The 26,404-nt window shown below is 32.7% G+C and carries 23 protein-coding genes and 1 tRNA gene; 10 read left to right on the top strand and 14 right to left on the bottom strand.

Annotated elements, in window-relative coordinates:
* Positions 1–282 precede the first annotated feature (282 nt).
* Complete coding sequence (gene rpe / locus EG814_RS18095; RefSeq protein ID WP_125723295.1) at positions 283–945, top strand: ribulose-phosphate 3-epimerase; 663 nt, start codon at positions 283–285, stop codon at positions 943–945.
* Here the strand turns inward: rpe and EG814_RS18090 are convergent.
* A complete protein-coding gene (locus tag EG814_RS18090; RefSeq protein ID WP_125723294.1) occupies positions 922–1,707 on the bottom strand; it encodes a DNA/RNA non-specific endonuclease in 786 nt (261 codons plus the stop codon). The genes rpe and EG814_RS18090 overlap by 24 nt on opposite strands.
* Before the next feature lie 94 nt (positions 1,708–1,801).
* On the bottom strand, positions 1,802–3,985 hold the full coding sequence (locus tag EG814_RS18085; RefSeq protein WP_125723293.1) for a carboxy terminal-processing peptidase: 2,184 nt from the start codon (positions 3,983–3,985) through the stop codon (positions 1,802–1,804).
* 213 nt (positions 3,986–4,198) lie between these two features.
* On the opposite strand from EG814_RS18085, the gene surE reads away from it, so the two are divergent.
* The 5 genes from surE to EG814_RS18060 all read left to right on the top strand — a co-directional run bounded on the left by surE (position 4,199) and on the right by EG814_RS18060 (position 9,004).
* Positions 4,199–4,978 (top strand): 5'/3'-nucleotidase SurE, encoded by a 780-nt coding sequence (gene surE / locus EG814_RS18080; RefSeq protein ID WP_125723292.1) that lies wholly within the window; start codon positions 4,199–4,201, stop codon positions 4,976–4,978.
* Positions 4,971–5,240, top strand: coding sequence for a hypothetical protein (locus tag EG814_RS18075; protein WP_125723291.1), 270 nt, complete (start codon positions 4,971–4,973; stop codon positions 5,238–5,240). Before surE ends, EG814_RS18075 begins: the two co-directional genes overlap by 8 nt.
* 67 nt (positions 5,241–5,307) lie before the next feature.
* Positions 5,308–6,429 (top strand): lipid-A-disaccharide synthase, encoded by a 1,122-nt coding sequence (gene lpxB / locus EG814_RS18070; RefSeq protein ID WP_125723290.1) that lies wholly within the window; start codon positions 5,308–5,310, stop codon positions 6,427–6,429.
* 6 nt (positions 6,430–6,435) lie between these two features.
* Positions 6,436–6,933 (top strand): C40 family peptidase, encoded by a 498-nt coding sequence (locus tag EG814_RS18065; protein ID WP_125723289.1) that lies wholly within the window; start codon positions 6,436–6,438, stop codon positions 6,931–6,933.
* Between the two features lie 46 nt (positions 6,934–6,979).
* Complete coding sequence (locus EG814_RS18060; RefSeq protein ID WP_125723288.1) at positions 6,980–9,004, top strand: ComEC/Rec2 family competence protein; 2,025 nt, start codon at positions 6,980–6,982, stop codon at positions 9,002–9,004.
* A gap of 3 nt (positions 9,005–9,007) precedes the next feature.
* Here the strand turns inward: EG814_RS18060 and EG814_RS18055 are convergent, their stop codons facing one another.
* The 6 genes from EG814_RS18055 to EG814_RS18030 all read right to left on the bottom strand — a co-directional run bounded on the left by EG814_RS18055 (position 9,008) and on the right by EG814_RS18030 (position 16,270).
* The gene (locus EG814_RS18055) at positions 9,008–9,454 is read right to left on the bottom strand and encodes a thioredoxin domain-containing protein (RefSeq protein ID WP_164515342.1); all 447 of its coding nucleotides are present in this window, start codon (positions 9,452–9,454) and stop codon (positions 9,008–9,010) included.
* Positions 9,455–9,711: 257 nt separating this feature from the next.
* A complete protein-coding gene (locus EG814_RS18050) occupies positions 9,712–10,164 on the bottom strand; it encodes a thioredoxin domain-containing protein (protein WP_125723287.1) in 453 nt (150 codons plus the stop codon).
* 218 nt (positions 10,165–10,382) lie between these two features.
* Positions 10,383–10,850 (bottom strand): thioredoxin family protein, encoded by a 468-nt coding sequence (locus EG814_RS18045; RefSeq protein ID WP_125723286.1) that lies wholly within the window; start codon positions 10,848–10,850, stop codon positions 10,383–10,385.
* 48 nt (positions 10,851–10,898) lie between these two features.
* Positions 10,899–12,383 (bottom strand): peptide MFS transporter, encoded by a 1,485-nt coding sequence (locus tag EG814_RS18040; RefSeq protein WP_125723285.1) that lies wholly within the window; start codon positions 12,381–12,383, stop codon positions 10,899–10,901.
* On the bottom strand, positions 12,384–14,060 hold the full coding sequence (locus tag EG814_RS18035) for a peptide MFS transporter (RefSeq protein WP_125723284.1): 1,677 nt from the start codon (positions 14,058–14,060) through the stop codon (positions 12,384–12,386).
* A gap of 38 nt (positions 14,061–14,098) precedes the next feature.
* Entirely contained in the window at positions 14,099–16,270 is a 2,172-nt protein-coding gene (locus EG814_RS18030) for a S9 family peptidase (protein WP_125723283.1), read from the bottom strand.
* A 180-nt stretch (positions 16,271–16,450) separates the two neighbouring features.
* On the opposite strand from EG814_RS18030, the gene EG814_RS18025 reads away from it, so the two are divergent.
* Complete coding sequence (locus EG814_RS18025) at positions 16,451–17,764, top strand: hydroxymethylglutaryl-CoA reductase, degradative (RefSeq protein ID WP_125723282.1); 1,314 nt, start codon at positions 16,451–16,453, stop codon at positions 17,762–17,764.
* A 121-nt stretch (positions 17,765–17,885) separates the two neighbouring features.
* On the top strand, positions 17,886–18,794 hold the full coding sequence (locus tag EG814_RS18020) for a GYDIA family GHMP kinase (RefSeq protein WP_125723281.1): 909 nt from the start codon (positions 17,886–17,888) through the stop codon (positions 18,792–18,794).
* Between the two features lie 17 nt (positions 18,795–18,811).
* Here EG814_RS18020 and EG814_RS18015 read toward each other — a convergent pair whose 3' ends face one another.
* The 6 genes from EG814_RS18015 to EG814_RS17985 all read right to left on the bottom strand — a co-directional run bounded on the left by EG814_RS18015 (position 18,812) and on the right by EG814_RS17985 (position 25,754).
* Complete coding sequence (locus EG814_RS18015) at positions 18,812–19,252, bottom strand: hypothetical protein (protein WP_125723280.1); 441 nt, start codon at positions 19,250–19,252, stop codon at positions 18,812–18,814.
* Positions 19,253–19,523: 271 nt separating this feature from the next.
* Entirely contained in the window at positions 19,524–21,623 is a 2,100-nt protein-coding gene (locus tag EG814_RS18010) for a peptidylprolyl isomerase (protein ID WP_125723279.1), read from the bottom strand.
* Between the two features lie 107 nt (positions 21,624–21,730).
* Positions 21,731–22,987 (bottom strand): hemolysin family protein, encoded by a 1,257-nt coding sequence (locus EG814_RS18005; RefSeq protein ID WP_125723278.1) that lies wholly within the window; start codon positions 22,985–22,987, stop codon positions 21,731–21,733.
* 202 nt (positions 22,988–23,189) lie between these two features.
* On the bottom strand, positions 23,190–23,747 hold the full coding sequence (gene lptC / locus EG814_RS17995; RefSeq protein ID WP_125723276.1) for an LPS export ABC transporter periplasmic protein LptC: 558 nt from the start codon (positions 23,745–23,747) through the stop codon (positions 23,190–23,192).
* Between the two features lie 50 nt (positions 23,748–23,797).
* Positions 23,798–25,027: a hypothetical protein gene (locus EG814_RS17990; RefSeq protein ID WP_125723275.1), complete on the bottom strand. Its 1,230-nt coding sequence runs from the start codon at positions 25,025–25,027 to the stop codon at positions 23,798–23,800.
* Positions 25,020–25,754: a type III pantothenate kinase gene (locus tag EG814_RS17985; RefSeq protein WP_125723274.1), complete on the bottom strand. Its 735-nt coding sequence runs from the start codon at positions 25,752–25,754 to the stop codon at positions 25,020–25,022. The genes EG814_RS17990 and EG814_RS17985 overlap by 8 nt, the downstream gene beginning before the upstream one ends.
* Before the next feature lie 99 nt (positions 25,755–25,853).
* Between EG814_RS17985 and EG814_RS17980 the strand changes: the two genes are divergently transcribed.
* Together EG814_RS17980 and EG814_RS17975 are read left to right on the top strand one after the other, a co-directional pair.
* Positions 25,854–25,926 (top strand) — tRNA-Phe (locus EG814_RS17980).
* Positions 25,895–26,263, top strand: a complete 369-nt coding sequence (locus EG814_RS17975) for a GIY-YIG nuclease family protein (protein WP_317133053.1) — start codon at positions 25,895–25,897, stop codon at positions 26,261–26,263. The genes EG814_RS17980 and EG814_RS17975 overlap by 32 nt, the downstream gene beginning before the upstream one ends.
* Positions 26,264–26,404 lie beyond the last annotated feature (141 nt).

Below are 26,404 nucleotides of genomic sequence, written 5' to 3'. Positions count from 1 at the left end.
ATAATTTGGAATTTTATCCCAAACAACAGTTTGATTGACTGTTCGTTTTTTGATTGATGATTGAAACTCCGGCTGATTACCGGAGTTTTTTATTTTAATCTTTTTTGTAACGCAAAGTTCGCTAAGATTATAAAGTTTATCTTGAAGGCAAGCATACAAAGCTTTGTGATCTTTGCCTCCTAAAAACTATAAAGAAACCTTGCGAACTTTGCGAAAATCCTTTGTGTGCTTTGCGGTAAAATTTCATATTCTAAGTATCTTTGTAGAAAACAACACACTACAATGAAAAATACATTTATTGCTCCTTCTGTTCTTGCTGCGGATTTTGCCAATTTACAGCGCGATGTCGAAATGATTAATAACAGTCAAGCCGATTGGTTTCATATTGATATTATGGATGGAGTTTTTGTTCCAAATATTTCTTTCGGAATGCCGGTTTTAGAAGCTATTGCAAAACATGCAAAAAAATATATCGATGTACATTTAATGATTATCGATCCAGATCGATACATTAAAACTTTTGCCGATTTAGGCGCAAATGGACTGACTGTACATTACGAAGCTTGCACACACTTGCATAGAACATTGCAAGCCATTAAAGCTGAAGGAATGAAAGCTGGAGTAGCTATGAATCCGCATACCAATGTTGACTTATTAGAAGACGTTATTAATGATATTGACGTCGTTTGTATTATGAGCGTTAATCCAGGATTTGGAGGCCAGTCATTCATCGAAAACACTTATGATAAAGTAAAGAAACTAAAAGCGCTAATTACACGCAAAAATGCTTCCACACTAATCGAAATTGACGGTGGCGTAACAAGCAAAAATGCCAAACAATTAGTAGAAGCTGGAGCCGATGTTTTAGTTGCTGGAAGCTTTGTCTTTAAAGCCGAAAATCCAACAGAAACTATTGCAGATTTAAAAGTCCTTACTGCTTTTTAAATTTTTAAGATTCGGAAAGAAATCAATTCCAGTCATTTTTTCTAAAGTCTCGATCGGAACAACAAAATCATAAATAGATTTGTCACTCTTTTCGTTGGGAACCAAGAAAGCAATTGCTTTATGCTCTTTGCCTTTTTTAGCCAAAACGATTTTATAAAAATATTTAGGGACAGCAACATTTTCTGTCCCTATTTTTTTATCCGTATCTTTCAAAATCCCGCCTGTTACCACATAAATATCATTATATTTTCCTGCCCAGTAACGCGTTTTCTGCTCTATTCTGTTCCAAATTCCAGAATTGAATTTCTTTTTCTGCGGAGAAATATTCGAGGTGTAAAAAGTATCATTGTAAGCGTCTTTACTGAATTCCATGTCTCCAGCAGGGCAAAGATGCCCTTTATCATAACCTGAATTTTTATAGTTTCTCCAATCAGCAGAACCTGTTGTTACATTTGGATCTTCAATAAAATAAGGTCTTTTAAAATCATTATTTTTTAAATATTCCTTTTTTAATTCGTAAGCCACCCATTCCGCCTGTTCAAATTTTTCATTATACGACAAGGTATAATATTGGTGTTTTACAATCTGCTTCGTTGTTGAAGTTGGCAAATAAGCAACCGTATATACAGAATCTGTACTTGTAGAATTTCCCTTAAAAGAAATAGCTTCTTCATTACTTTCTTTCTCTGTAATTTCTACATTTTCTTTTTTACAAGAAAACAATGCAAAACTCATTAAAACCAAACTCAAACAAACTTTCATATTACTATTTTTAAAAGATAAACTTACAAAAAAACGCTCCATAAATTCAAAAATTTATAGAGCGTTTTTTAAACAAATTAAATTCTCTTCGAACTTAAGACTTCACTAGTTTATCCTTCTTCATTTTCGGATTAACCGTATTTTTTACCAAACCCTTTGTTTGTAAATCATCTAATACATTCAAAGCTTCTTCTACATAAACATCTTTAGATAAAGCTTGGTGCCATGCATCTCTCTTCTCTTTTAAAGAAGCATCTGCTTTCATTTCTTCTTCTTCATAAGGAAGTGATTTAAAGATCAAATCGTTTTTGTAATCAGAAATTGGCTTGTATTTTTTTCCTTCATTTTCAACTTGTTCCTGAGTTGCTTTAAAACTCGTGATATTCAAACTGTATACGTTCTCTTTGTTTTTAACATCAATCCATTTCGCATTATCATCAATTAACTTAAATTGAGCGTTTTGAGCAATTCTGTTTTTACTGTTCATAATTGCTTTATTGAAATTCTCCGTAGAAGTCCAAGTGCTGTAATCGGCTGGATCAATTTTATCCCAAGGCATTGCGTTATCAATATCTCTTTCTCCCATTTTTAAGTAAGCATAACGATCTGGCATTACCACATCACTATGAACACCTTCCAATTGAGTAGAACCTCCATTAATTCTGTAAAATTTCTGTCCTGTAATTTTCAATGCACCAAGATCTCCATAATTTGCATTACGTACAAACTGATTCAAATCTAATACGTTTTGTACAGTTCCTTTACCGTAAGTCTGCTTACTTCCGATAATTACTCCACGTTTGTAATCTTGAATAGCTGCCGCTAAGATTTCAGACGCCGACGCAGAGAAACTGTTTACCATAATTACCAACGGACCGTCCCACTCGATTTTTTTATCTTTATCGTATAAAACTTCTTTCTTTTTACCCGCAGATTTTACCTGAACAATTGGTCCTTCTTCGATAAATAAACCGGCAATATCAACAACAGTAGAAAGAGATCCACCGCCATCATCACGAACATCCAATACGATACCGTTAATATTTTGTTGTTTCAATCTTTCAACCTCGCGAGCAATATCTTTTCCTGCGTCACGTCCGTCTTTATTTTCAAAATCGATATAAAATTTAGGAAGATAAATTACGCCATATTTCAATCCGTTTTTCTCTACAATACTAGATTTAGCGTATGTTTCTTCAATTTCAACAACATCTCTAATAATCGAAATTACCTTGATAGAACCGTCTACTTTTTTAACTGTCAATTTAACTTCAGTCCCTTTGTGGCCTTTAATTTTTTTCACCACATCATCCAAACGCATTCCAACAACATCTACTGGCTCTTCATTTCCTTGAGCAACTTTCAAGATTAAATCTCCTGCTTCAAGTTGTTTTCCTTTCCAAGCCGGACCACCAGAAATTAGCTCATCAATTTGAGTAAAATCATTTTTCTTAGTCAAACGAGCACCAATACCTTCCAATTTACCACTTATATTTACATCAAAACGGTCTTTTTCTTCTGGCGCAAAATAACTTGTATGCGGATCAAAACGAGCCATAATAGAGTTCAAATACACAGAAAACCAATATTCTCTATTCAAATCTTTAATTACGCTAAAGTTATCATCTAAAGACTTCAAAGAGCTTTCGCGCGTTTCTTTTTCTAAAGTTTCAAAAGATTTTTCTTTGTAAGCTGCATCTTTTTTCTTCTTTTCTTCTTCAATTTTTTGTTTTGTAACTAAAGAAGAAAGTGTCGATAATTTTATCTGTTTTCTCCATCTTTCGTTAATCTCCGTTAAGTTTTTTGCATACGGGATTTTCTCATAATCCGCATCAAAAGTCTCATCGACATTATAGTTAAATGGCTGAGCCAAAATCGTTTTGTAACGTTTTTTGCTTTCTTCCATACGCTTCATCAACCTTGTATAAGTAAGGTTAAAAAAAGTGATATCTTTATTCAAAAATTGATCATCCAGCATTAATTCATATTGCTTAAATTCATCAATATCAGACTGAAGGAAAAATCTTTTTGAAGGATCTAGAGCCTCAATATAATCTTTAAAAATACCTTTTGAAAATTCATCATTTACTTCTGCAGGACTATAATGCCCTTTTTCAATAACAAATGCTAGTAATTCTAAAAGTGTCTTATCTCTATTAGGATCTGGGTCGATTGTCCTGTCCGCATTCATCTTAAATGCAAATAAGGTAAGCGATAGGCACAATACGGCTATGAGTATCTTATAATTTCTTTTCATAAACTTTATAATAGCATTCATCAATTTTTTTATCTAAGTTACGTTAAAAACTATGCCACGAGAGCTAACGCCACGATAATTTTTTGTTAAAGATATAAAAATGTTTAATTCGCAAAAAAGTTCTTTACCTTAGTTGACAAATTTTGCATTATTTGTGACTTATCACAATGAATTTGCGATTAATTTTAGATTTAAAATCTTACAATTGTTAAAACTACACATAATATTTATTAAATGAAAGCTGAGAAACCACTAATTTTAGTAACAAACGATGATGGTATTTTGGCTCCCGGAATTAGAGCCCTTATTAGTGTTATGGAAACCATAGGCGATGTAATAGTCGTTGCACCAGACAAACCACAAAGCGCAATGGGACACGCTATTACGATAAATAACACTTTATTTCTTGACAAAATATCCAAAGACGATGACACAATTGCAGAATATAGCTGCTCTGGAACTCCCGTAGATTGTGTAAAACTGGCAGTAAACGAAATCTTAAAACGCAAACCCGATTTATGCGTTTCGGGAATAAATCACGGATCAAATTCTTCTATCAATGTTATTTATTCGGGAACGATGAGTGCGGCTGTCGAAGCAGGAATTGAAGGCATTCAGGCAATTGGTTTTTCTCTTTTAGATTTTGACTGGAATGCCGATTTTGAACCTATAAAATCTTTTGTCAAAAAAATCGCTTTAGAAACTCTTGCCAATAAACTGCCTCTGGGAGTTGTTCTAAACGTCAATTTTCCAAAATTAAAGGAATCTGAAATTAAAGGAATTAAAGTTTGCCGTCAAGCGAAAGCCTACTACGCTCAAAAATTCGATAAAAGACAAACTCCTTTTGGAAAAGATTATTACTGGCTCGCCGGAAAATTTGTAAACGAAGATCAAGGCGAAGATACCGACGAATGGGCTCTTGCAAACGGGTACATTTCGGTCGTTCCTGTACAATTTGACTTGACTGCACACCACTCTATTCAGCAACTTAATACTTGGAAATTAAATGACTAAAGAAATATTAATTGGTTTTCTAATCGGAATCTTCACTGCCCTTTTAGGAAGCTATCTGTTCATCACTTTTTTTACAACCTTTGACATTTCTTCGGGATTTCAAATCATTAGAGAAAAAGGCTATCTAGGAAAAATAATCACTTTAGGAACACTTTTAAATCTTGCCGTATTTGCTATTCTTTTAAAAAGAAACAAAGAATTTATGGCTCGAGGTATAATTTTAGCAGTCATTGTTCTGGCAATTTCAACATTAGTTATTTAAATCTTATCTTTGCTAAGTCACCGTTATTACGGAGTTACAACTTTTAGCACATTACAAAAAAATCAACATGAAGTATTACATCATTGCAGGAGAAGCCTCTGGAGATTTACATGGTTCCAATTTAATGAAGGCATTATATACCGAAGACCCAGAAGCAGAAATTAGATTTTGGGGAGGCGATTTAATGCAAAAAGCAGGCGGAACTCTAGTAAAACACTATCGTGATTTGGCTTTTATGGGCTTCATTGAAGTGATTTTTAACTTAAAAACCATATTAAACAACATCAAAATCTGTAAAAAAGACATCACAGAATTTCAGCCAGATGTGATCATTTTTATTGATTATCCAGGTTTTAATATGCGAATTGCAAAATGGGCTAAAGAATTGGGCTATAAAACACATTATTATATTTCTCCTCAAATTTGGGCTTGGAAAGAAAACCGAATTAAAGCCATCAAGCAAGACGTTGACAAGATGTATGTTATTTTGCCTTTCGAAAAAAGCTTTTACGAAGACAAGCATCATTTTCCTGTAGATTTTGTTGGACATCCGCTTATTGATGCCATCGAAAATCAGCCAGCAATTGACCAGGAATTGTTTAGAAAAGAAAATAATTTGGGCGAAAAACCAATTATTGCCGTTCTGCCCGGAAGCCGTAAACAGGAAATTACCAAAATGTTGAGCGTAATGCTAAGCGTTGTTGACGATTTTCAGGATTACGAATTTGTAATTGCAGGCGCTCCAAGTCAGGAATATGAATTTTATCAGCAGTTTCTAAAAAACAAAAACATCGCGTTTGTTTCCAATAAAACGTATGACTTGCTTCGCTGTTCAACAGCTGCATTAGTAACTTCTGGAACTGCAACTCTAGAAACAGCTCTTTTTAAAGTTCCCGAAGTGGTTTGCTATAAAGGAAGCGAAGTTTCTTATCAGATTGCAAAACGAATCATTACTTTAAAATACATTTCTCTGGTTAATTTAATTATGGATCAGGAAGTGGTAACCGAATTAATTCAGGGAGATTGTAACAAAAAACGAATAAAAGAAGAGCTTCAAAAATTATTAGAGCCTAGCCATCGCAATAAAGTGCTACAAAATTACGATATATTAGAGCAAAAATTAGGTGGAGTTGGTGCTAGTAAAAATACCGCAAAACTTATCGTATCCGATTTAAAACAAAATAATTAACTGACTTTGAAAAGAATAATCCTTTTTCTGCTTTTAGCAATTGCTTTTACTTCTTGTAAATCGACTTCAACAGCGGTTTCAAAAAATAGCACAAAAAGCGAATCAAAAAAAGAAAACAGGCAATTGGTTAATATTTTAGTTGAAAAAGCAACTGAAAATATTGGGGTTCGGTATAAAGCAGGAGGAACTACAAAAAGCGGATTTGATTGCTCTGGACTTGTTTATACTACTTTTGAAAGTGAGAATATCAAACTTCCGAGACCCTCTTACGAGCAGGCAAAAGTTGGAAAAGTGATTCCGCTTAATGATGCAAAAAAAGGCGATTTAATCTTCTTTAAAACCAATAAAAGCAGAACTATAAATCACGTCGGATTAATTACAGAAGCCAATTCTGATGAAGTTAAATTTGTGCATTCATCAACTTCAAAAGGCGTTATTATTTCTTCTACTAAAGAACCGTATTACAAAAATTCTTTTGAACAGGTAAATCGAGTGATTCCGTAAATAAAATATTTATTATTTTTCCTACAAATTTAATACTTTTGTTTTCATGAAAGTATTAGATTTTCCTTTAGTAAAAATTACAATTGCCTTTGTATTAGGCGTAATTGCCTGTTATTATCTTTTTCTGCCAATTTCGGTAATCATTTCTTCGCTTTCGCTGAGTTTCATTGCCTTTTGCGGAGCTTTCTTTTGGTACTTAAAACGTAACAAGAAATCAAACTTTTTCGGAATTTCAAGCTACATTCTATCTTTCTGTGTTGGAGCATTTACACTTTTAAGCCATACCGAAAACCTTCACAAAAACAATTATACCCATTGCAAATCTGCTTTCAAAAATTCTCAATCAATAACTTTACTTTTAAGAGAAAAATTAAAAAGCAACGATTATAGCGATCGATATATTGGCCTTATAAAAACGATTTCAGGAAAAACTTACTCCGGAAAAGTAATTATAAACATCCAGAAAGACAGCAGTCAAAACCGTCTCATTATAGGAAACAGCATTAAAATTCAAACCGTTTTACAGCCAAACAAACCTAGCAAAAATCCGAATCAGTTTGATTACAGTCGTTATTTGGCCGACAAACAAATCTATGCGCAGATTTATTGCCAGAAAAGTCAAATCTTGGTTAGCAAAACTATTCAAAAAGACATTTGGTATTATTGTGCCAAATTGCATTCGAGAATAATCTCCAATCTTGAAAAATCAAAATTTAACAAGGATGAAATGAATGTCGCGCTCGCCTTAATTTTAGGCCAGCAACAAGAGATTTCGGCAGATATTATTCAAGATTACCAATATTCTGGAGTTACGCACGTTCTATCTGTTTCTGGACTTCATGTAGGGTTTATAATGCTCTTTATCACTTTTATTCTGAAGCCAATTCCAAACACTAGAAAAGGCTCGTTCATTAAATTAGCTTCGATTCTCATTTCATTAACTGGTTTTGCTATAATTTCCGGTTTGTCTCCTTCAGTTCTACGATCGGTAGTCATGTTTTCATTTCTTGCAATTGGAAATCATCTTCGAAGAAACGGCAATATTTACCATACTTTATTGGTTTCTATTTTACTGATTTTGCTTTTTGAACCGTATTTTTTATTTGATGTGGGCTTTCAATTAAGCTATTTGGCGTTATTTTTCATTCTTTGGCTGCAGCCTATTTTAAAAAATATTTATAAACCGAAAAATAAGTTCGTCATTTATATTTGGGAAGCGCTAACTGTTTCTTTTGCCGCGCAGATTGGCACTCTGCCTTTGTGCCTTTATTATTTTCATCAATTTCCAGGTTTATTTTTTGTTACAAACATCATCATACTTCCCCTTTTATCATTCATAATGATTGCAGGAATTATCGTTATGGTGATTGCTGTTTTTACAAACCCTCCATTATTTATAACAATTATTTTTGAGAAAAGTATTTATTTGCTAAATCTCATGATTCATGCTGTCGCTTCTTTTGACTCCTTTGTCATTCGTGATATTAGCTTTAACATCTATCATTTATGGGCATTTTCATTCTTAATAATAAGTATAATAATTTGGATCAAAAAACCGAGTTTTCATAAATTGTTATTTGCATTTGCCTCAATTATTATAGTGCAGCTTTCGTTTATCTACACCAAAATAGAAACTGAAAAAGAAGAAGAATTAATAGTTTACAGCGAAAAAAATAACACGCTTATTTCGGAGCGTTTGGGAAAAAATATTGTGCTTTTTACCAGAGACACAGCAATTCGCAAAAACAAAAATATAAATTCATATCTCGTAGGGAACTCAATTGATTTATCTGGAATTAAAAAGATTAAAAATGTTCTTTACTTCAAAAAAAACAAAATTTTCATCGTTGACAGTACAGGAATATTTTCAGAAAAAATAAATCCAGACATTTTAATTCTTACCCAAACCTCGAGAATTAATTTGGATCGGCTATTGCAAAACATGCATCCAAAAATTGTAATTGCAGATGGCTCCAACTCAAATTCTATTCAGAAATATTGGAAAAAAAGTTGCCGTAAAAACAATATCCCTTTTCATTCAACAAAAGAAAAGGGATATTATAGATTATAATTTTTATTCTGGATTTAAAATCGAATTTGATTCAGAAATCCAGGCTTTAGCAGAAGATCTATACGCAATAAGACCTAGCTTATTAAAATTTGTTTTGCCTTTTCTAACAGTTACTTCAGAAAAACAAACTTGCGGAATCTCTTCGATACCCAAAGCATTCTTTAATAGTAAATTTTGCTCTTTAGCAGCATCAGTAATAGATGGATCTGAAAGATCAAGCTTAACCAGAATAACATTTTTTCGAGACCATTCTTCGAAATCTCGAGTAGAAAAAATTTCATTTTGCAACTGAGGATTTACCCCTTGACCAGTAAAAAAAATCAGCAATGGTTTTCTTTTTTCTGCACTTGTAGCAACAGCATCGTTAATGTCTGTTTTCCATATTATATTTTGAGAATTCATACAAAATGGACTTAAAAACAATAGTAGAATAAGTAATTTTTTTGGCATATAATTTTGGTTTTGGTTATGTTAATAAAACTAAAATACTATAAAAACAGAATCATATAAAAATTTTAAGAGATTAAAAACCAACTTCTGAGCATTAAAATCAAATTGCTAATAAATGGCTTATTTTTTAATAAATGTGAAATAAACACTAATGAAAATCATTAAATTCTTGATGAGTATTTTAATAAAAAAATCCCTTTCTGTAAAACAAAAAGGGACTAAAAAAAATTAAAATAAAAGTTAAATGAAATCGTTTACTACTCGGCAGGATGCAAAATTGCATTTGATTCTGCAATCCAAGCTTTAGCTCCTCCCGGTTTATACGCTATTTTTCCTAAGGCGCTAAACGTAGTTTTGTTTTTTCTTACCGACGCCATTGCAAAGCATACTTCTGGAAGATCTTGAACTCCAAATGCATTTTTTAATTTCGCATTTTGTTCGCGATCGCTATCTGAAGCGTTGATATCGGACAAATCCAGTTTCACTAAAACCACGTTATCACGTGACCAAACAGCAAAATCTGGTGTTTTAAAGATTTCGTTTTGAAGATTTTCCGGTACACCTGAGGCAGTGAATAAAATCAACATTGGTTTTTTCTGGTCGTTACTAATAGCAATAGCATCTGTCATGTTAGTTCTCCATGCTAAATTTTGTGCTTGCATCATAAATGAACCTAAAAAAAACACTAGGGCAAGTAGTTTTTTAGTCATATTAATTGGTTTTGGTTAGATTAGCAAGACGAAATTAACATTATATTTTAATTATCCAATTTTTATTGGCATAAAAAATATATTATGTGTTTTTTTATCAATAATAAAATACCAAATACACAATAGATAAGAAATTTTTAAAGAGTTTTTCCTACTAAACAAAAAAAAAGGCCTCTTACAATGTAAAAGGCCTTCCTTATTATTTTAGATAAAAAATTTTACAATTTCTTCGGATGCACTATTCCTTCTGCAACAGTTAACCAAGCTGATGGACCGCCAGCAACATATCCTGTTTTACCAAGACCTTTAAAGTTAACTCTTCCATCTTTTGTTTCTGCACTTGTAAAGTAAACAGTTGGAAAACCTTGAATACCGAACGCTTGTTGCAATTCATTATTCTGACTCTTAACTTCTGGAGTCTGAGGAACCGATCTTGGATAATCTAACTCTACTAAAACTACATTATCTGTCGCCCATTTTTTAAACTCAGCAGTCTTTAAAACTTCATTTTGCAAACGAATACACCAACCGCACCAATCACTGCCTGTAAAAAACATAAGCATAGGCTTTTGCTCTTTGTTACTTATCGTAATTGCTTCTCTAACATCTGTATACCATTTTAATTCTTGCGCCTGAAGATTTGCAGCACCAATTAAAAACAAAGTAATAAGTACTATTTTTTTCATAATGGGGAAATTTTTCACAAAAATATACAAAAAGTGATTACAATTTAATTATTTAACTTCTTGCATTAATTTTTTGATTAAAGGCGAAATCGCAATTAAAACGACTCCCGCTACAAGAGAATAAATTGCCAACTGATAATATCCTTCTGTATAAGATTGCAATTTAGACAACAAGGAATCTCCAGTATTTGATCTTGAAATTTCTGCCCCTAACTTACCCGCAAATAATTGTCCGAAAGCCGATGCCAAAAACCACAATCCCATCATCATTCCGAATAATCGTTTTGGTGATAATTTTGTAATAATAGACATTCCAATAGGACCTAAACAAAGCTCACCAATTGTTGTTACTAAATAAGCAAAAGTAAATACATTCAGAGAAGCAATTCCTTTCGCGTCTGCAAAAAATCTAGTCAAATAGAAAATATAAAATGAAGCTGCTAAAAACAAAAATCCAATTCCGAATTTAATCAATGTATTAGGTTCAATTTTTCTTTTTCCCATCCAGATCCACAATAAACCAATCAGCGGACTTAATACAACAACAAAGAAAGTATTTGAACTATTATTGATAATATTTGGATCAATGTTAAAAAACAACAGTTTGTTATCTAAATTATCTTTAGCAAATAGCGATAATGATCCTCCGCTCTGCTCATAAATAGCATTAAACAAAAGATAGAAAAAAACAAACAAGAAGGCGGCAAAAAGCTTCTTTTGCAGTTTTACATCTCCTAATTTATATAATTCGTAAACAAAATACAAAACTGCTGTGATACCAATAGTATACATGAAATAATCTGTATAATCGGTGTTTTGAACCATGATGTAAATAAGCGGAATACTTAAAAGCGAAAGAGCATATACTGCAATTTCACGTTTTGTTCTTTTGCTGGCATCTAGATTTAATAAAGGAGAATCTCCAATTGGCCCTAAATATTTTTTAGTCATTAAAAAAGTTACCAATCCTAAAAACATTACAATTGCCGCAGAAAGGAAACACAGCTCCCAAGAATAGTATTTTCCTAAATAAACGCACAAAGCACCTCCAAGAAGTCCTCCAATATTTATTCCAGCATAAAACATTCCGTAACCAGCATCTCTTCTACCGTCATCTTCTTTATATAGCTCTCCAACCATTGACGAAACGTTCGGCTTAAAGAAACCCGTTCCTATAATTGAGAATGCAATACCATAATAAAACAAATCATGAGGCGCAACAGCAATTAAAAGATTCCCAAGAATCATTACAATTGCCCCGAAAAAAAGCGATTTTTTAAAACCTAAAACTTTGTCTGCAAAAATACCTCCAATGAAGGTAAATGCATACACAAAAGCTTGAATCGCTCCGTATTGTAAATTAGCGTGATCTTCTTTCAATAAAAGCTGATCAACCATAAAGATTGTTAAAACACCTCTCATTCCGTAGAAGCAAAAACGCTCCCACATTTCAACAAAAAACAAGTACCACAATTGCTTTGGGTACTTGCCTTCAAAATTTTGAATTTCTTCTAAAGTAATCTTGCTTTCCATTTATCTAACACCGTGCATTAATTTTTTCAATAGTGGCGTTAAAGCAAATAATAAAATTGCCGCAATACCTGTCAAGACAACAAAAACCATAAAGAACTCATATAAATTATGGATTTCGAATCCTGCAAAAATTGGATTTTGCGCACTAATTTGATGTTGATCCAATAAAGCTAATTGCTCAGCTGATGGTGTTATTTTTTTATCTAAAACCGCTTGAAGATCGATTCCTAGTTCTTTTGCTTTTGCAAATTTATCTCCAGTTGCTGGCAAAATAGAACCCAAAGTTCCTCCTAATGCATATCCAGACGCATTAGACAAGAAGAATACTCCGTATAATAATGAGGCAAAACGTTTTGGAGATAATTTACCTACCAATGATAAACCAATTGGAGACAAACATAATTCTGCACATGTATTTAAGAAATATAATAAGATCAACCATTTAACTAATAAAAGTCCCGTAGTTCCTATATAAGAAACTTGAGTCGCAATCATTAAGAAGCTGATAGAAATTATCACTAATCCCGCAGCAAGTTTTACAGGTGAAATCGGCTCTTTTCCTTTTGCTCTTAAAGTATCCCAAAGAATACTAAATGGAACTGCTAAAAGCACAACGAATAATCCGTTAAAAATCTGAACCATCGATGGCGGCATTGCCCAGCCAAAGAAATGTCTGTCAGTTTGGTTATCTGCAATAAAAGTTAAAGATGAACCTGCTTGCTCAAACGCCGCCCAAAAGAAAATAATAAAGAACGAAACAATATAAATTACAATAATTCTGTCTCTTTCAATTTTAGTTAAAGAAGTATCTGAAATAATTAATCCTGCCAAAGCCAAACCACTTGAATAAATCAAAGTGTAAATTAAGTTCTGACCTACAACATAATGGAAAAAGAATCCTAAAGCGATAAATGCAATTCCAGCACCAATCAAAGCTTTTGGAGAAAAATTTGCTGTTTGCGCTTCTCCTTCTTCAAAATCTGAAGCATCATTTTTAGAAGGAAGTCCTCCTAATGCCTTTCCTTCTGGAGAAACTACATATTTATTTTTTAAGACATAAAAAAGAATTGTTCCCAATAACATTGCAACAGAAGCGGCCATGAATCCCCATCTAAAAGCATGAATATCTCTAATTCCGCCTGCATCTTTAACATCTCCTAACAATGGACAGATTGACTGACCCAAAAAAGCTCCGATGTTGATTCCCATATAGAAAATAGTAAATGCACTATCTAATTTTGTTTTTTCTTGTTTAGGGTACAAACTTCCAACCATACTAGAAATATTTGGTTTGAAGAATCCGTTACCAAAAACAATTACACCCAATGCAGAATACATGATAATTTTTGCCAGACCTAAATTCGATTCAAAAACACTTCCGCTGGTAAACAAAAGCATTTGCCCAATCGCCATTAATAATCCTCCTAAGAGAATACAATTTCTGTTTCCTAAATAACGGTCGGCAACAAAACCACCTAACATTGGTGTCAAATAACAAAGTCCAAGAAAACCTCCATAAATTAGCGAAGCTTCCTCTTCTTTCATTAATAATGAATTTACAAGAAATAAAGTCAATAAAGCTCGCATTCCATAAAAATTGAACCTCTCCCACATCTCCGTTCCAAACAATACCCAAAGTCCTTTTGGATGCGCAGTTTTTACTTGAGTTTCTCCCATATTTTCGTCTATTTAATTAGGTTTAATATATTTTTAGATTATAAATTTTCTTTGATAAAATTTGTCATTTTATTGTAAAGCTGAATTCTCGTGTTTCCGCCATAAATACCATGATCTTTATCTGGATAAATTTGAGAATCAAATTGTTTATTCGCCTGAATTAAAGCTTCCATCATCTGCATTGAATTCTGAACGTGAACATTGTCATCTCCAGAACCATGAATCAATAAAAACTTCCCTTTTAATTTATCAACATGATTTATAGGAGAGTTTTGATCGTATCCGCTTGCATTTTCCTGCGGAGTCTGCATATATCTTTCTGTATAAACGCTATCGTAAAAACGCCAGTTTGTAACTGGAGCAACTGCAATTGCCATTTTGAATACGTCGTTTCCTTGGAAAATACAGTTCGAAGCCATAAATCCTCCATAGCTCCATCCGAAAATTCCAATTCTTGAAGCATCAACATAAGAATAAGCACCAATTACTTTTGCAGCATCGATCTGATCTTCAACTTCATATTTTCCTAACTCTTTTTGAGTCACTTTTTTGAAATCTGCTCCTTTGTAACCAGTTCCACGTCCGTCAACACAAGCCACTATATAACCTTGCTGTGTCAATGACAGAAACCAGTAATCGTTAGAATTATTCCATTGATTTGCTACTTGCTGAGATCCTGGACCAGAATATTGGAACATGAAAACAGGATATTTTTTTGAAGGATCAAAATCTTTTGGCTTTAAGATCCAAGCATTCAATTCGTTCCCTTTTGCTGTTTTAAGAACAATAAATTCTTTAGAAGGAAGGTTATATCCTTTTAATTTATCAGCAAGAGCTTGATTATTTTCAATAACCTGAATTTCTTTTCCTGATTTTGCTTCATTTAAAGTATAAGTCGTTGGCTGAGTAGCACTAGAATAGGTATTGATAAAATATTGGAAATTTGGACTAAAAGTCGCCGCGTTTGTTCCAATTTTAGCAGTTAAAGCTGTTTTATTTTTTCCGTCTAATGAAATACGATAAACTGCTCTGTTGATAGAACCATTTTCTGTAGATTGGTAGAAAATAGTTTTGTTTTTTTCGTCGAAACCATAGTAAGAAGTAACTTCCCAGTTTCCTTTTGTAACTTGATTTTTAAGCTTTCCGTTTTTATCATACACATAAATATGATTAAAACCATCTTTTTCGCTTGTCCAGATAAAACTGTTATCTTTTAAGAAAGTTAAATTATCTGTCACATCTACGTAAGCTTTGTCTTTTTCGTTCAAAACTACTTTTGCTGTAGCTGTATTGCCATCAACAAATAGTAAATCTAAATTATCTTGATGACGGTTTAAAACTTGTGCAGAAAGCACATTTGCATCATTTGTCCACTGCATTCTTGCAATGTAAAAATCATTATAGTTTCCTAAATCTACTTTTTTAGAACCATTTCCAGCAGCATCATAAATATGCAATGAAACTACCGAGTTTTTTTCTCCTGCTTTAGGATATTTAAAAGTTTCGATTTTTGGATATAAATCTTTATGGAAAATTGACATTGAAAATTCTGGAACTTGGCTTTCGTCAAAACGAATGTAAGCTAGTTTTTTACTGTCTTTACTCCAGTCAAATGCACGTACAAATGCAAATTCTTCTTCATAAACCCAGTCCGTAATACCGTTTATAACAGCATTTTTCTTTCCGTCTGTTGTAACTGCCGTTGATTTTTTTGAAGCAACATCATATATATATAAGTTGTTTTCTTTAGCATAAGCAATTTTAGTTCCGTCTGGTGAGAATGTTGGTTCCTGAATTTGAAAATCAACCAGTTTAGTTAGAGATTTTGCTGCAATATCATAAAGGAAATAATCAGCAGTAAAAGAGTGACGGAAAATTTTAGTTGAATTACAAGCAATTAAGATCTTTTTTTCTGAAGCGTCAAAAGTATAGCTGTCAATTCCATCGGCAAGTTCTTTATGATTTTTTGTATCAATAAGATTTGATACTTTTTTTAACGTTGCAAAATCGTATAAATCAATCTGCATACTTCTGGCCGCCATATCAACATTTAAAACAGTATATTGATTTGTATTTTTTAGCGATTGCAGCTCATCCATTCCCTTAGCCCGGAAAGTACCGCCAAAAACATTTTCGACAGTTATCTTTTGCTGTCCAAAAACGACTGCAGTTAAAAATAAAAGTACTGCAGTAAATTTACTTGTATTCATTAGAATTATTTTAAATATAAAAAGAGCCCAATTTTAGTGAAAAATTTAAACATAATACACATTTTAAGTGTTAAATGTTAAAAAAAATAACGATTGCATATTCTGATATTCAAAATAGATTGCAAACAAAACTCTTAAAATAGTATCTTTGCCGCAACATTATTATTTAATATATTGAGAATGAACAACGCTGTTGCTGGATTTTCTAAATTATCCAAAAAAGAAAAAATTAACTGGATTGCAAACGAATATTTTTCAAACCCTGAAGAGGCGCAAAATATTATAAGAAATTACTGGAATTCAGACGAAAAGCTACAGCAACTTCATGACGAATTTATAGAAAACACGATTACAAACCTTTACATCCCACTTGGAGTTGCCCCTAACTTTTTAATCAACGGAAAGTACAAAACCATCCCGATGGCTATTGAAGAAAGCTCTGTGGTTGCTGCGGCTTCAAAATCTGCAAAATATTGGTCAACAAGAGGAGGTTTTAAAGCAACCGTAATTGATACCGAAAAAATTGGTCAAGTGCATTTTACGTATAATGGAGATGCAGAAAAACTTACTCAGTTTTTTGACCAAATCAAACCAAAATTCTTTTCAGAAACGCAAAGCATTACCAAAAACATGCAGCAGCGTGGCGGCGGGATCTTAGACATTAAACTAAAAGACAAAAGAAGTTTACTAGAAAACTACTACCAGCTTCATGCTACTTTTGAAACAAAAGACAGTATGGGTGCCAATTTTATAAATTCTTGTTTAGAGCAATTTGCAACTACTTTAAAAGAAGAAGCTCAAAATTCTGACTTATGCCAAAATGGTGAAAACCTAGAAGTTATAATGAGTATTCTTTCTAACTACGTTCCTCATTGCCTTGTTAGAGCCGAAGTTTCATGTCCGATTGAAGATTTAGCAGAAAAACATATTACGAATCCTCAAGAATTTGCAGAACGTTTTGTTCAAGCCGTACAAATTGCAGAAGTCGAGCCTTTTAGAGCCGTTACTCATAATAAAGGTATCATGAATGGTGTCGATGGTGTAATTCTGGCAACAGGAAATGATTTTAGAGCTGTAGAAGCCGGCGTACATGCTTATGCTTCCAGAAATGGCCAGTATGCGAGTTTATCCCACGCGAAAATCGAAAACGGAATTTTTACTTTTTGGCTTGAAATTCCACTTGCCGTTGGTACTGTTGGCGGTTTAACATCTTTACATCCTTTAGTAAAATTATGTTTAGATATTTTAGAAAAACCCTCTGCGTCAGAACTAATGGAAATTGTAGCTGTTGCAGGTTTAGCACAAAATTTTGCAGCATTACGTTCTTTAACTACAACCGGAATTCAAGAAGGCCACATGAAAATGCATCTTAACAACATTATCAATCAATTTGAAGCTACCGATGAAGAGCGCTATTTAATTAAAACACACTTCAAAAAAATAGCCGTTTCTCACAGTGCTGTGGTAGAATTTATTGAAAACCTAAGAAAATAACTAAAGTTAGATTCCAAACATTTTAATTCTGAACAAACTCCAAATTCCAAAGCTAAAAGAATTTGGAATTTGGAATTTGAGTTTTGGAATTTGAAATTAAAATATTGGAATTTACAGAAGTATGAAGAAAACATTTTACAGTAACGGAAAACTTTTTATCGCTGGAGAATATCTGGTTTTAGATGGAGCAGATGCTTTTGCGTTACCTACAAAATTTGGTCAGGATTTAGTAATTGAAAGTTCAGATTATAAGCAAATTGAATGGAAAAGTTATGACTATGACAAACACTTATGGTTTGAAGAAACCATTTTGTTTGACGAAGTTATAAAAGGTTCAGATTCTCAAACAGATAGCGTAAAATCAACTTTAGTCAATATTCTGCACGAAGCATATATTTTGAATCCAAAGTTCATTGATGATTCTGAAGGATATAAAGTGAGCACACATTTAAGTTTTCCAAGAAACTGGGGATTAGGAACCTCTTCAACGCTAATCAATAATATTGCACAATGGACAGAAATTAATGCTTTTACTTTGCTAAATAATAGCTTTGGCGGAAGCGGTTACGATATTGCTTGCGCACAAAATAACACTCCTGTTTTATATAGAATAAAAGATAATTTTGTAGAGCAAGTTGAATTTAATCCTGATTTTAAAGAGCATATTTATTTTGTTTATTTGAATAAAAAACAAAACAGCAAATCGGCTATATACTCCTATAACAATCACAAAAGCAATCATTTAGCATCAAGCGTTGCAGAAAATAATAAAATTACAAATGCTATTCTAAATGCAAAGACTTTAAAAGAATTTGCTGTGGCAGTTCAGAAACATGAAATTCATTTGAGCAATATCTTAGAAATGCAAACTATAAAAGAGGCTGTTTTTCCAGATTTTAATGGTGTTATTAAAAGTCTTGGAGCTTGGGGAGGCGATTTTATTTTGGTGGTTTCTAAAGAAGATCCTAAAGAATATTTCTTAGAAAAAGGATATGAAACGATTTTGACTTACGAAGAAATGATTTTATAAAATCAATTTCAAAACAATTAATTAGCTCTTTTGCCTCTAATGTGCTTTGTCTCTAAACGACGAACAGCTTTGCTTTCTTGCTCATTAGACTCTATAAGCCTATTATGCAAGCGTTCTGCCATTTTTTCGATGCTGTTTGTAATAGAATCATAAACCACTTCCATTCGGCGGTGTTTCTCTTCTTTTACTGCTCTTAAAACATCTTCCACAAAAATTTTATCGTACTTTTCGGCAACAGAATCATGAGTATTAGTTAATCTAATCACATTATCGTTGCTCAAAATAGTAACTTTAAAATGCTGCTCGTCATTACTTAAATAATACTTTCCACCCAATTCATCAACATTGATGTCGGTGCTAGGCACTTTTAAAAGCTCTATAATAATACCATAAATATGACTTTCTATTTTGGTATATACTCTTGGCTTCTTTTTAAAAAATTTGAAAGTAAAAAACATTCAATGTTTAATTATTAAAGTGTTCGTTTATTGGAAATTATTTTTCATTTTCGGCGAAGGCCAAAAAAGTGTTAAAATGAAAAAATCGAGCAAATTAACTGTAATAATTTGAAAATCACAAGTTTTTTAAATTAAATTTCTATAATCTCTATATAATTTAAGAAAATTAACACAAAATACAATTTGTTTTCAATTTTAAAAAAAAACAGAAAAATAAAAACCCGAAACATCTTAAATGTTTCGGGTTTTTTATAATTGGAATTACTAAATATTAGTAATTAAATTGCAATCTGTTATCTTCAATTTTAGCATTGTTTTTCAAAGCTGGCAATACTCTGCTTGCATCGTTAGCACTTTGAGCTTTTACTTTCTCTACATAAGCAGCGTGATTAGCAATTGCTGGAGCTTTTACAGTTTTAATGTTTATTACTACATAAACACCTGTGTTACCTTCAATTGGAGCAGAAATTTTGTTTGCAGCTAAAGCAAATGCATTACCTACAACTCTTGGCTCTTGTCCAACTCCACCAGGTAAAACTGGGTTATCAAGCGTTACATCTGCAGCTTGCTGAACAGCAACTCCTGCAGCCTTAGCGATAGCTTCAAGGCTAGAACCTTGCATTTTAGCTTTTAACAATTCTGCTTTTTTCTTGTTTTTCAAAATTGGCTCTACGTAAGCTCTTGCCATATCAACAGAAACTAAACCTGATTTGTTTTCACCTTTATATTGCGCAATAACGTGTCCGATGTTTGCGATCTCAAAACGTTTAACATCATTTTTGCTTGTTTCTTTGTCAAAAGCCCATCTTACAATGTTGCGTTGGTTTCCTAATGGTCCAAATGCTTCATCCATAGCTTTTGCATTAACTGGCTGGGCAACTTTTAAACCTAATTCTTTTGCCGCAGCATTAAAATCTTTATCAGCAGCATCCATTTCAAATTTAGTTGCTAATGTAAATACTTTATCAGAAGTAGCTTCAGATGGTTCAATTTTTTGAGCAATTGTAGCTAAACGAATTCCGTCTTGTTTGTCTGTAATTTTGATAATATGAAATCCGAAAGGAGTTTCTACTAAACCAACTTTACCAATTCCGTTGCTGAATACAAAATCATTGAAAGGTTTTACCATTTGGTTTGGCCCAAAATATCCTAAATCACCACCTTGTTGTGCAGATGAATCATCAGAACTAGTAAAAGCCAACATCATAAAACTATCTGGATTAGCTTGAACTTGTGCTAAAATTTCTTCAGCTTTAGCTTTAGCGTCTTCTTTAGTTCTTTTCTCTTTTGGATTTGGAGTTTGAGATCCTTCGTAACCAATTAAGATATGACTTGCTTTTGCATTAACACCAGCTTTAAATCCTTGAGATTTAGAGATTGCATAATATCTTCCGTAAACGTATGGTCCGTAAATTGCTCCAGCTGGCAAGCTGAATAATTTGTCAGCATCAACTGCTGGCAATGCATTTTTAGGAACATAAGTAGAATCGTAAGGAACATCAGAATTTGCGTTTACAAATTCAGCAATGTTTGTAGCATTTCTAAATCCAGGCAATGAATCGTTTTTACCAGTTTTTGCGTTGTAAACAACACTTCCAGATAATAATGAAGTCAATTTAGCTTTAATTTCAGCTTCATCTTCTTTAGAAGCTTTATCTTCAACTAAAACGTATTGAATTTCGCGAGTTGCATCTGCTTTGAATTTTTTCTCGTTTTTCTTCATGTAAGCTACAATCTCGTCATCAGAAATTTTAACTTCACTATCTTTAATAGAAGAATATGGAGCTGCTGCAAAAGCAAAACTTACTTTATTAGCTTCCATTTCATACTTTAATTTTCCTTCACTAGCAGTTGTGTAAAGTCCTGACTTAATTAAAGTATTATAGATTTGAAACTTTGCATTCAATTCAGCATCTTTCTCTTTCTGAGAGATGTATTGTGCCGCTTCTGGGTTTGATTTAAAATAATCTTTAAACTTAACAACATCAAAAATTCCTGCTGCGTTTAAGAACATTGGATTTTTACCAATATTTGGATCTGATTTTAAAACTTCTAAAATGTGTTTTTCACCAACTCTCAATCCTAATTTCTCAAATTGTGTTGACAATAAAGCGATTGAAACTTCTTGATCCCAAACTCTGTTTGCAGCTTCAGTGGAAGTTATACCTTGCCCACTCTTTTCAACATTACTAACTTTAATTCTAAAGTCTTCAAATGAAATATCTTTTCCGTCGATACTTCCCACATCTTTTGAACTTTGACTAAATGTTCCTTTACCGATTAGATCTTGTATTATAAATGCAAATAATGCAAGTGCAATAACACCTATCAATAAAGCGGAACGCTGTCTAATTTTTGCTAAAACTGCCATTTTATTATCGTTAATTTTATATTCAGTTTGCGAAAATACAATTATCTAGTTAATAACAATACAACTAGCGTTTTATTTTCAACTTTTTTTTTCATTAATTTAAAAAATCACTCTTTAATTCTTAATTTAACTAGTTCTATTTTCTTATTTGAAGCCTCTTCAATAGAAAAATGGAACCTGTCGATTACGATTTTATCACCTTTTTGCGGAATTTCTTTGGTATGATTTACGATAAAACCACCTAATGTGCCATAAGAATCTTCTTCTGGAATCATCAATTTATAAGTTTCATTGAGGTATTCAACATCTAATCTAGTCGAAAATAAATACTTGCCTTCTCCTATTTCTTCTTCAACCAATTCTTCATCCAAATCGTGTTCATCTTCAATTTCGCCGAAAAGCTCTTCAACAATATCTTCAATAGTGATAATTCCTGAAGTTCCTCCATATTCATCTAAAACGACGGCAACATTTTTTCGTTTTTTAATCAATAAATTCAGAACATCTTTAATCAAAATTGTTTCTGGAACAAATTCGACTGTCATTAAAACCGATTTTATAGTTGATGGCTTTTTAAAAAGATCAAAAGAATGAACGTAACCAACAATATCATCTAGTGAATTCTGGCTTATTATGATTTTAGAATAGCCCGTTTCTATAAACAATGCTTTAAGATCATCTACTGTATCAAATAAATCCATGTCTACAATTTCTGTGCGGGGCGTCATAATATCACGCGCTTTAACGGCAGAGAATTCTAATGCATTCTGGAAAATCTGAATTTCAGAATCTACTTCCTCATCTTCTTCAACAGCGCTCATTTGCTCTGTTATAAAATTTCCAAGTTCGATACGGCTAAACAAATGAATCTGACTTCCTTCTGTTTTAAAAAATTTACTTAAAACAAAATCTGCAATCCAGATAAAAAAAGTAGAGATGTAATAAAATAATCGGTAAAACAAATAAGCTGGAAGCGCTAGAATTTTAATTAACGAATTGGCGTAAATTTGAAAAAAAACTTTCGGAAAAAATTCTGAAGTTACTAAAACGATCAAAGTCGCTAGAAGAGTTTGAATAAGTATATCCCACCAATCAGAAAGAACAAAACCAAAATTGGTTATCCAATTTAAAATTAGATCGCCCGTAAAAAAACCGTAAATTACCAACGTTACATTATTGCCAATAAGCATGGCCGCAATAAACTTTGAAGGATTTTCGGTTAGTTTTGTTAAGATTCGAGACAGGAAATCGTCTTGCTTCTTTTCTATTTCGAGATAAATTTTGTTGGCGGATGTAAAAGCTATTTCCATCCCAGAAAAAAAGGCGGCTAGTATTAAACAGATTATTATAATACTAATTTCCATTTTTATTGTTTTTTGTTACGATCGTTATGCCTATTAAGAAATCTTCTCCTAAAGAAAAACATAAAAATTGCCATTCCTGCAATTACAAAATAGAAAGGATAGCTCTCATTGCCCTCATTTAGCTTTACTATACCATCGTAAGTAAAGAAAAGAGCAAAAAGGATGTAAACGTATTGTGTATATTTTAAATAACCCATAATAATTATAATTCTTCGTTAGATTCAATTTCACCTGTTATTCGCTGCGAATTGATCACTTTAAAATCTTTGCTAAAATCTATTCCCTGACCATGGGAAACACCTTTTTTATCAGTCAATTTAAACTTTCGTTCGGTATAAAACCATTCATTTTTCTGATCGAAATACAATTGTTCTGTTTCTAAAATCTGTCCGGCTTCAGAAGTTATTTTTACTTTTCCTATCAAATCAATAATTCCGGTATTTTTATACGAAACTGCATAATTGCCTTTTATAAAGGTACGTTTTTGGTTTTTATCGTATAAGGTAACATCTATTCCTTTAGGGAATTCTGTAAATGGAAATTCGAGATTAGAGTAATCTAGCATTTTCGGACTTTTCAAAACCCCCGTGATGCGTCCAGAATCTGTATATTTAATATTTACAGTATCGGCATCACTGGCAGGAACAAATTCTGAAAAGTTAATTTTCTGAACTTCTTTAAAATTACTTTCGCATCCAAAAAACAGTGTCACAGCAATAACTGTGACAACCATCAGACTATATCTCTTTGGTAAATTCATTTGCCAAATGTAGTAAATTGTAATGAGCTTCTAAAGATAAAATACTTTGCTTATTGGTATTTACTCTTCACAAACCATTTATCATTGAAAGAGAAACTCACGCTAAAATTAACATAATTTTCCTGTACTAGGTCTGCCGAAGTTGTACCACGTTTACCAAATTCGATTCCGAAATTTACATTAGAAAACGATCCTGGAATTGGAACTCCAGCTCCTAATGACATTCCGACATCTTTAATTGATTCATTATTAACAATCAAACCAATTTTTTCATATTTCAAACCTGCTCTATAAGTTATTCTGCTCAAGTAACTAGTAAAAGAGGAATAATTTGGAAGGTAATATCCTCCAAGAGCATATTTAGAATAACTCTCATATCTCACATTAGGCATGGTATTATAGTAGTTGCCCAACTGCCCGTCTCCTTGAAAAGACATATTGGCTCCTACAAGCCATTTTCTAGCTTCACCAACACCTAAACCAATACTTAATTTATTTGGAAGTTTTAATTTTGTCGATACTGTTGGAACTGTATAAGGATCAGAATCTCCTTGAACCGAAATAACTCTTGTATTATCTGAATTTAAATCACTCCCAAAAGAATAACTTAAACTAGAAAATATACTCATTTTTTTATCGATCTTTTTCTGATACATTGTTCCGAAACTGAATGCTATACCCGAAACTTCAGAGGCATTAACTTCTGCAGTTCCACTTTCAACTCCAGTAACAGCTTCTATGCTAGTGGTTGTAATTTTTCCAAAGTTATATTGTGCATCTGCTCCAATATTCCAGCCTGGTATTATTTTATATGATAAACCAAAATACACTTTGTTTATCCCGCCTTTTCCTTCAAGCTGAGAACTTGTTGCGCCTTCTGTAGCAGAATTGTCATTACGAATTTTGTATCCTACTGAACTTACCGGTATTAAACCAAAAGAAGCACCAAATTTTCCCATCGGGATTCCTAAAGCTAAATAATCAAAAGTAGTACGTTGTGCTTTTTCTGATTGAGAAGTTGTTTTTAAATTAGAAGTAGCAAATGTTCCTCCAACTGTAAAAGTTGTCTGAATTAAGCTGGCATAACTTGCCGGGTTTTCTATATTTAAGTGAATCGTATCCTGTTCTACTGCGACTCCTGCCATAGATCTGTTTTCAAGTGTTCCCTTGAATCTCACATCTCCTATTCCGAAAAAAGAATAAGGTGAAGCAGTACCTTGTTGAGCGAATGAAACGAACGATATAAGCAAACAAGCGCTTAGTATTACTTTTTTAATCATTGTCGATTTTATATTGATATGTTTGGCTCAAACTCTCCAGAAGGAAATTTGAATTGGCAAATATGGTATTTTTTAATCGTTTAGCCAAAAAATCTGCATCACCTCCCGTTAAAATTATGATAAAATTTGAAAACTCTTTGCGATATTCATCGATAAAACCGTCAATCTCATAGACGAAACCGTTGACAACCCCAGAATGTATGGCTTGTGCCGTAGAGTTTCCTACATAAGAATCGGGTTCTTCTAAGGTTAATAACGGCAGTCTGGCCGTAAAATTATGAAGCGATTCATATCTCAAACGAAGCCCTGGAGAAATGGCTCCTCCTAAATAATTATCTTTTTCGTCGATAAAATCGTAGGTAATGCATGTTCCAGCATCTATAACTAAACGATTTTGTTTAGGGAATTGTAATGTTGCACCTGCTGCCAAAATCATTCGGTCTATTCCTAATGTTTTTGGCGTTGCATATTTATTTTGAAAAGGAAAAATGTCTTCGTGAGTAAAGAAATGAACTTTCAGTCTATTTTCGAATGTTAAAAACGACTGTTTTTCGATATTTCCAACAGATGCAACAGCCAAATCGGAGCATTTTGGGTATTTTTCTAAAATTTTTTCAATTTTTTTTTCGATTTCATTTTTATCAAAAACAAAATTTTCTAGAGAAGTATTATCCTCAAATACAGATGCTTTAATTCTGGTATTGCCAACATCGACCGTTAAAATCATATTTCTATTTTTGCTTTTGCGAAGATACGAATTGATTTTTTCTAAAAAATGTTTTGCACAAACCAAAAATGATTATATATTTGCACCCGCAACAAGCACGGTACCTTAGCTCAGATGGTAGAGCAATGGACTGAAAATCCATGTGTCCCTGGTTCGATCCCTGGAGGTACCACGAAACCCACTCAAACGAGTGGGTTTTTTGTTTTTCAACATACTCACAAATGCATTACTTATATATTCTATATTCCAGTTCTTCTCAAAAATTTTATATTGGCGAAACAAGCAATATTGATGAAAGAACATTAAAACACAACAACCATTCATATTCAAATTCTTTCACTAAAATTGCTAGAGATTGGGAAATAGTTTTAAGTTTTATCTGTGAAAATAGAGACGAAGCTTTATATCTTGAAAGCTTCATCAAAAAAATGAAAAGCAAAATTTTCAATAATAAAATAATAGCAGACCCATCAATTCTAAAAGACATTCTTAGTAAAAGAAAATCATAATGCGTCCCTGGTTCTCCCGAAGCCTCGGGACTGGAGGTACCACGAAACCCACTCAAACGAGTGGGTTTTTTGTTTTTCAACATACTCACAAATGCATTACTTATATATTCTATATTCCAGTTCTTCTCAAAAATTTTATAT

It is taken from the genome of Flavobacterium ustbae (assembly GCF_003946915.1).
Classification (GTDB): Bacteria; Bacteroidota; Bacteroidia; order Flavobacteriales; family Flavobacteriaceae; genus Flavobacterium; species Flavobacterium ustbae.
This window is presented reverse-complemented; position numbering and strand designations above follow the sequence as displayed.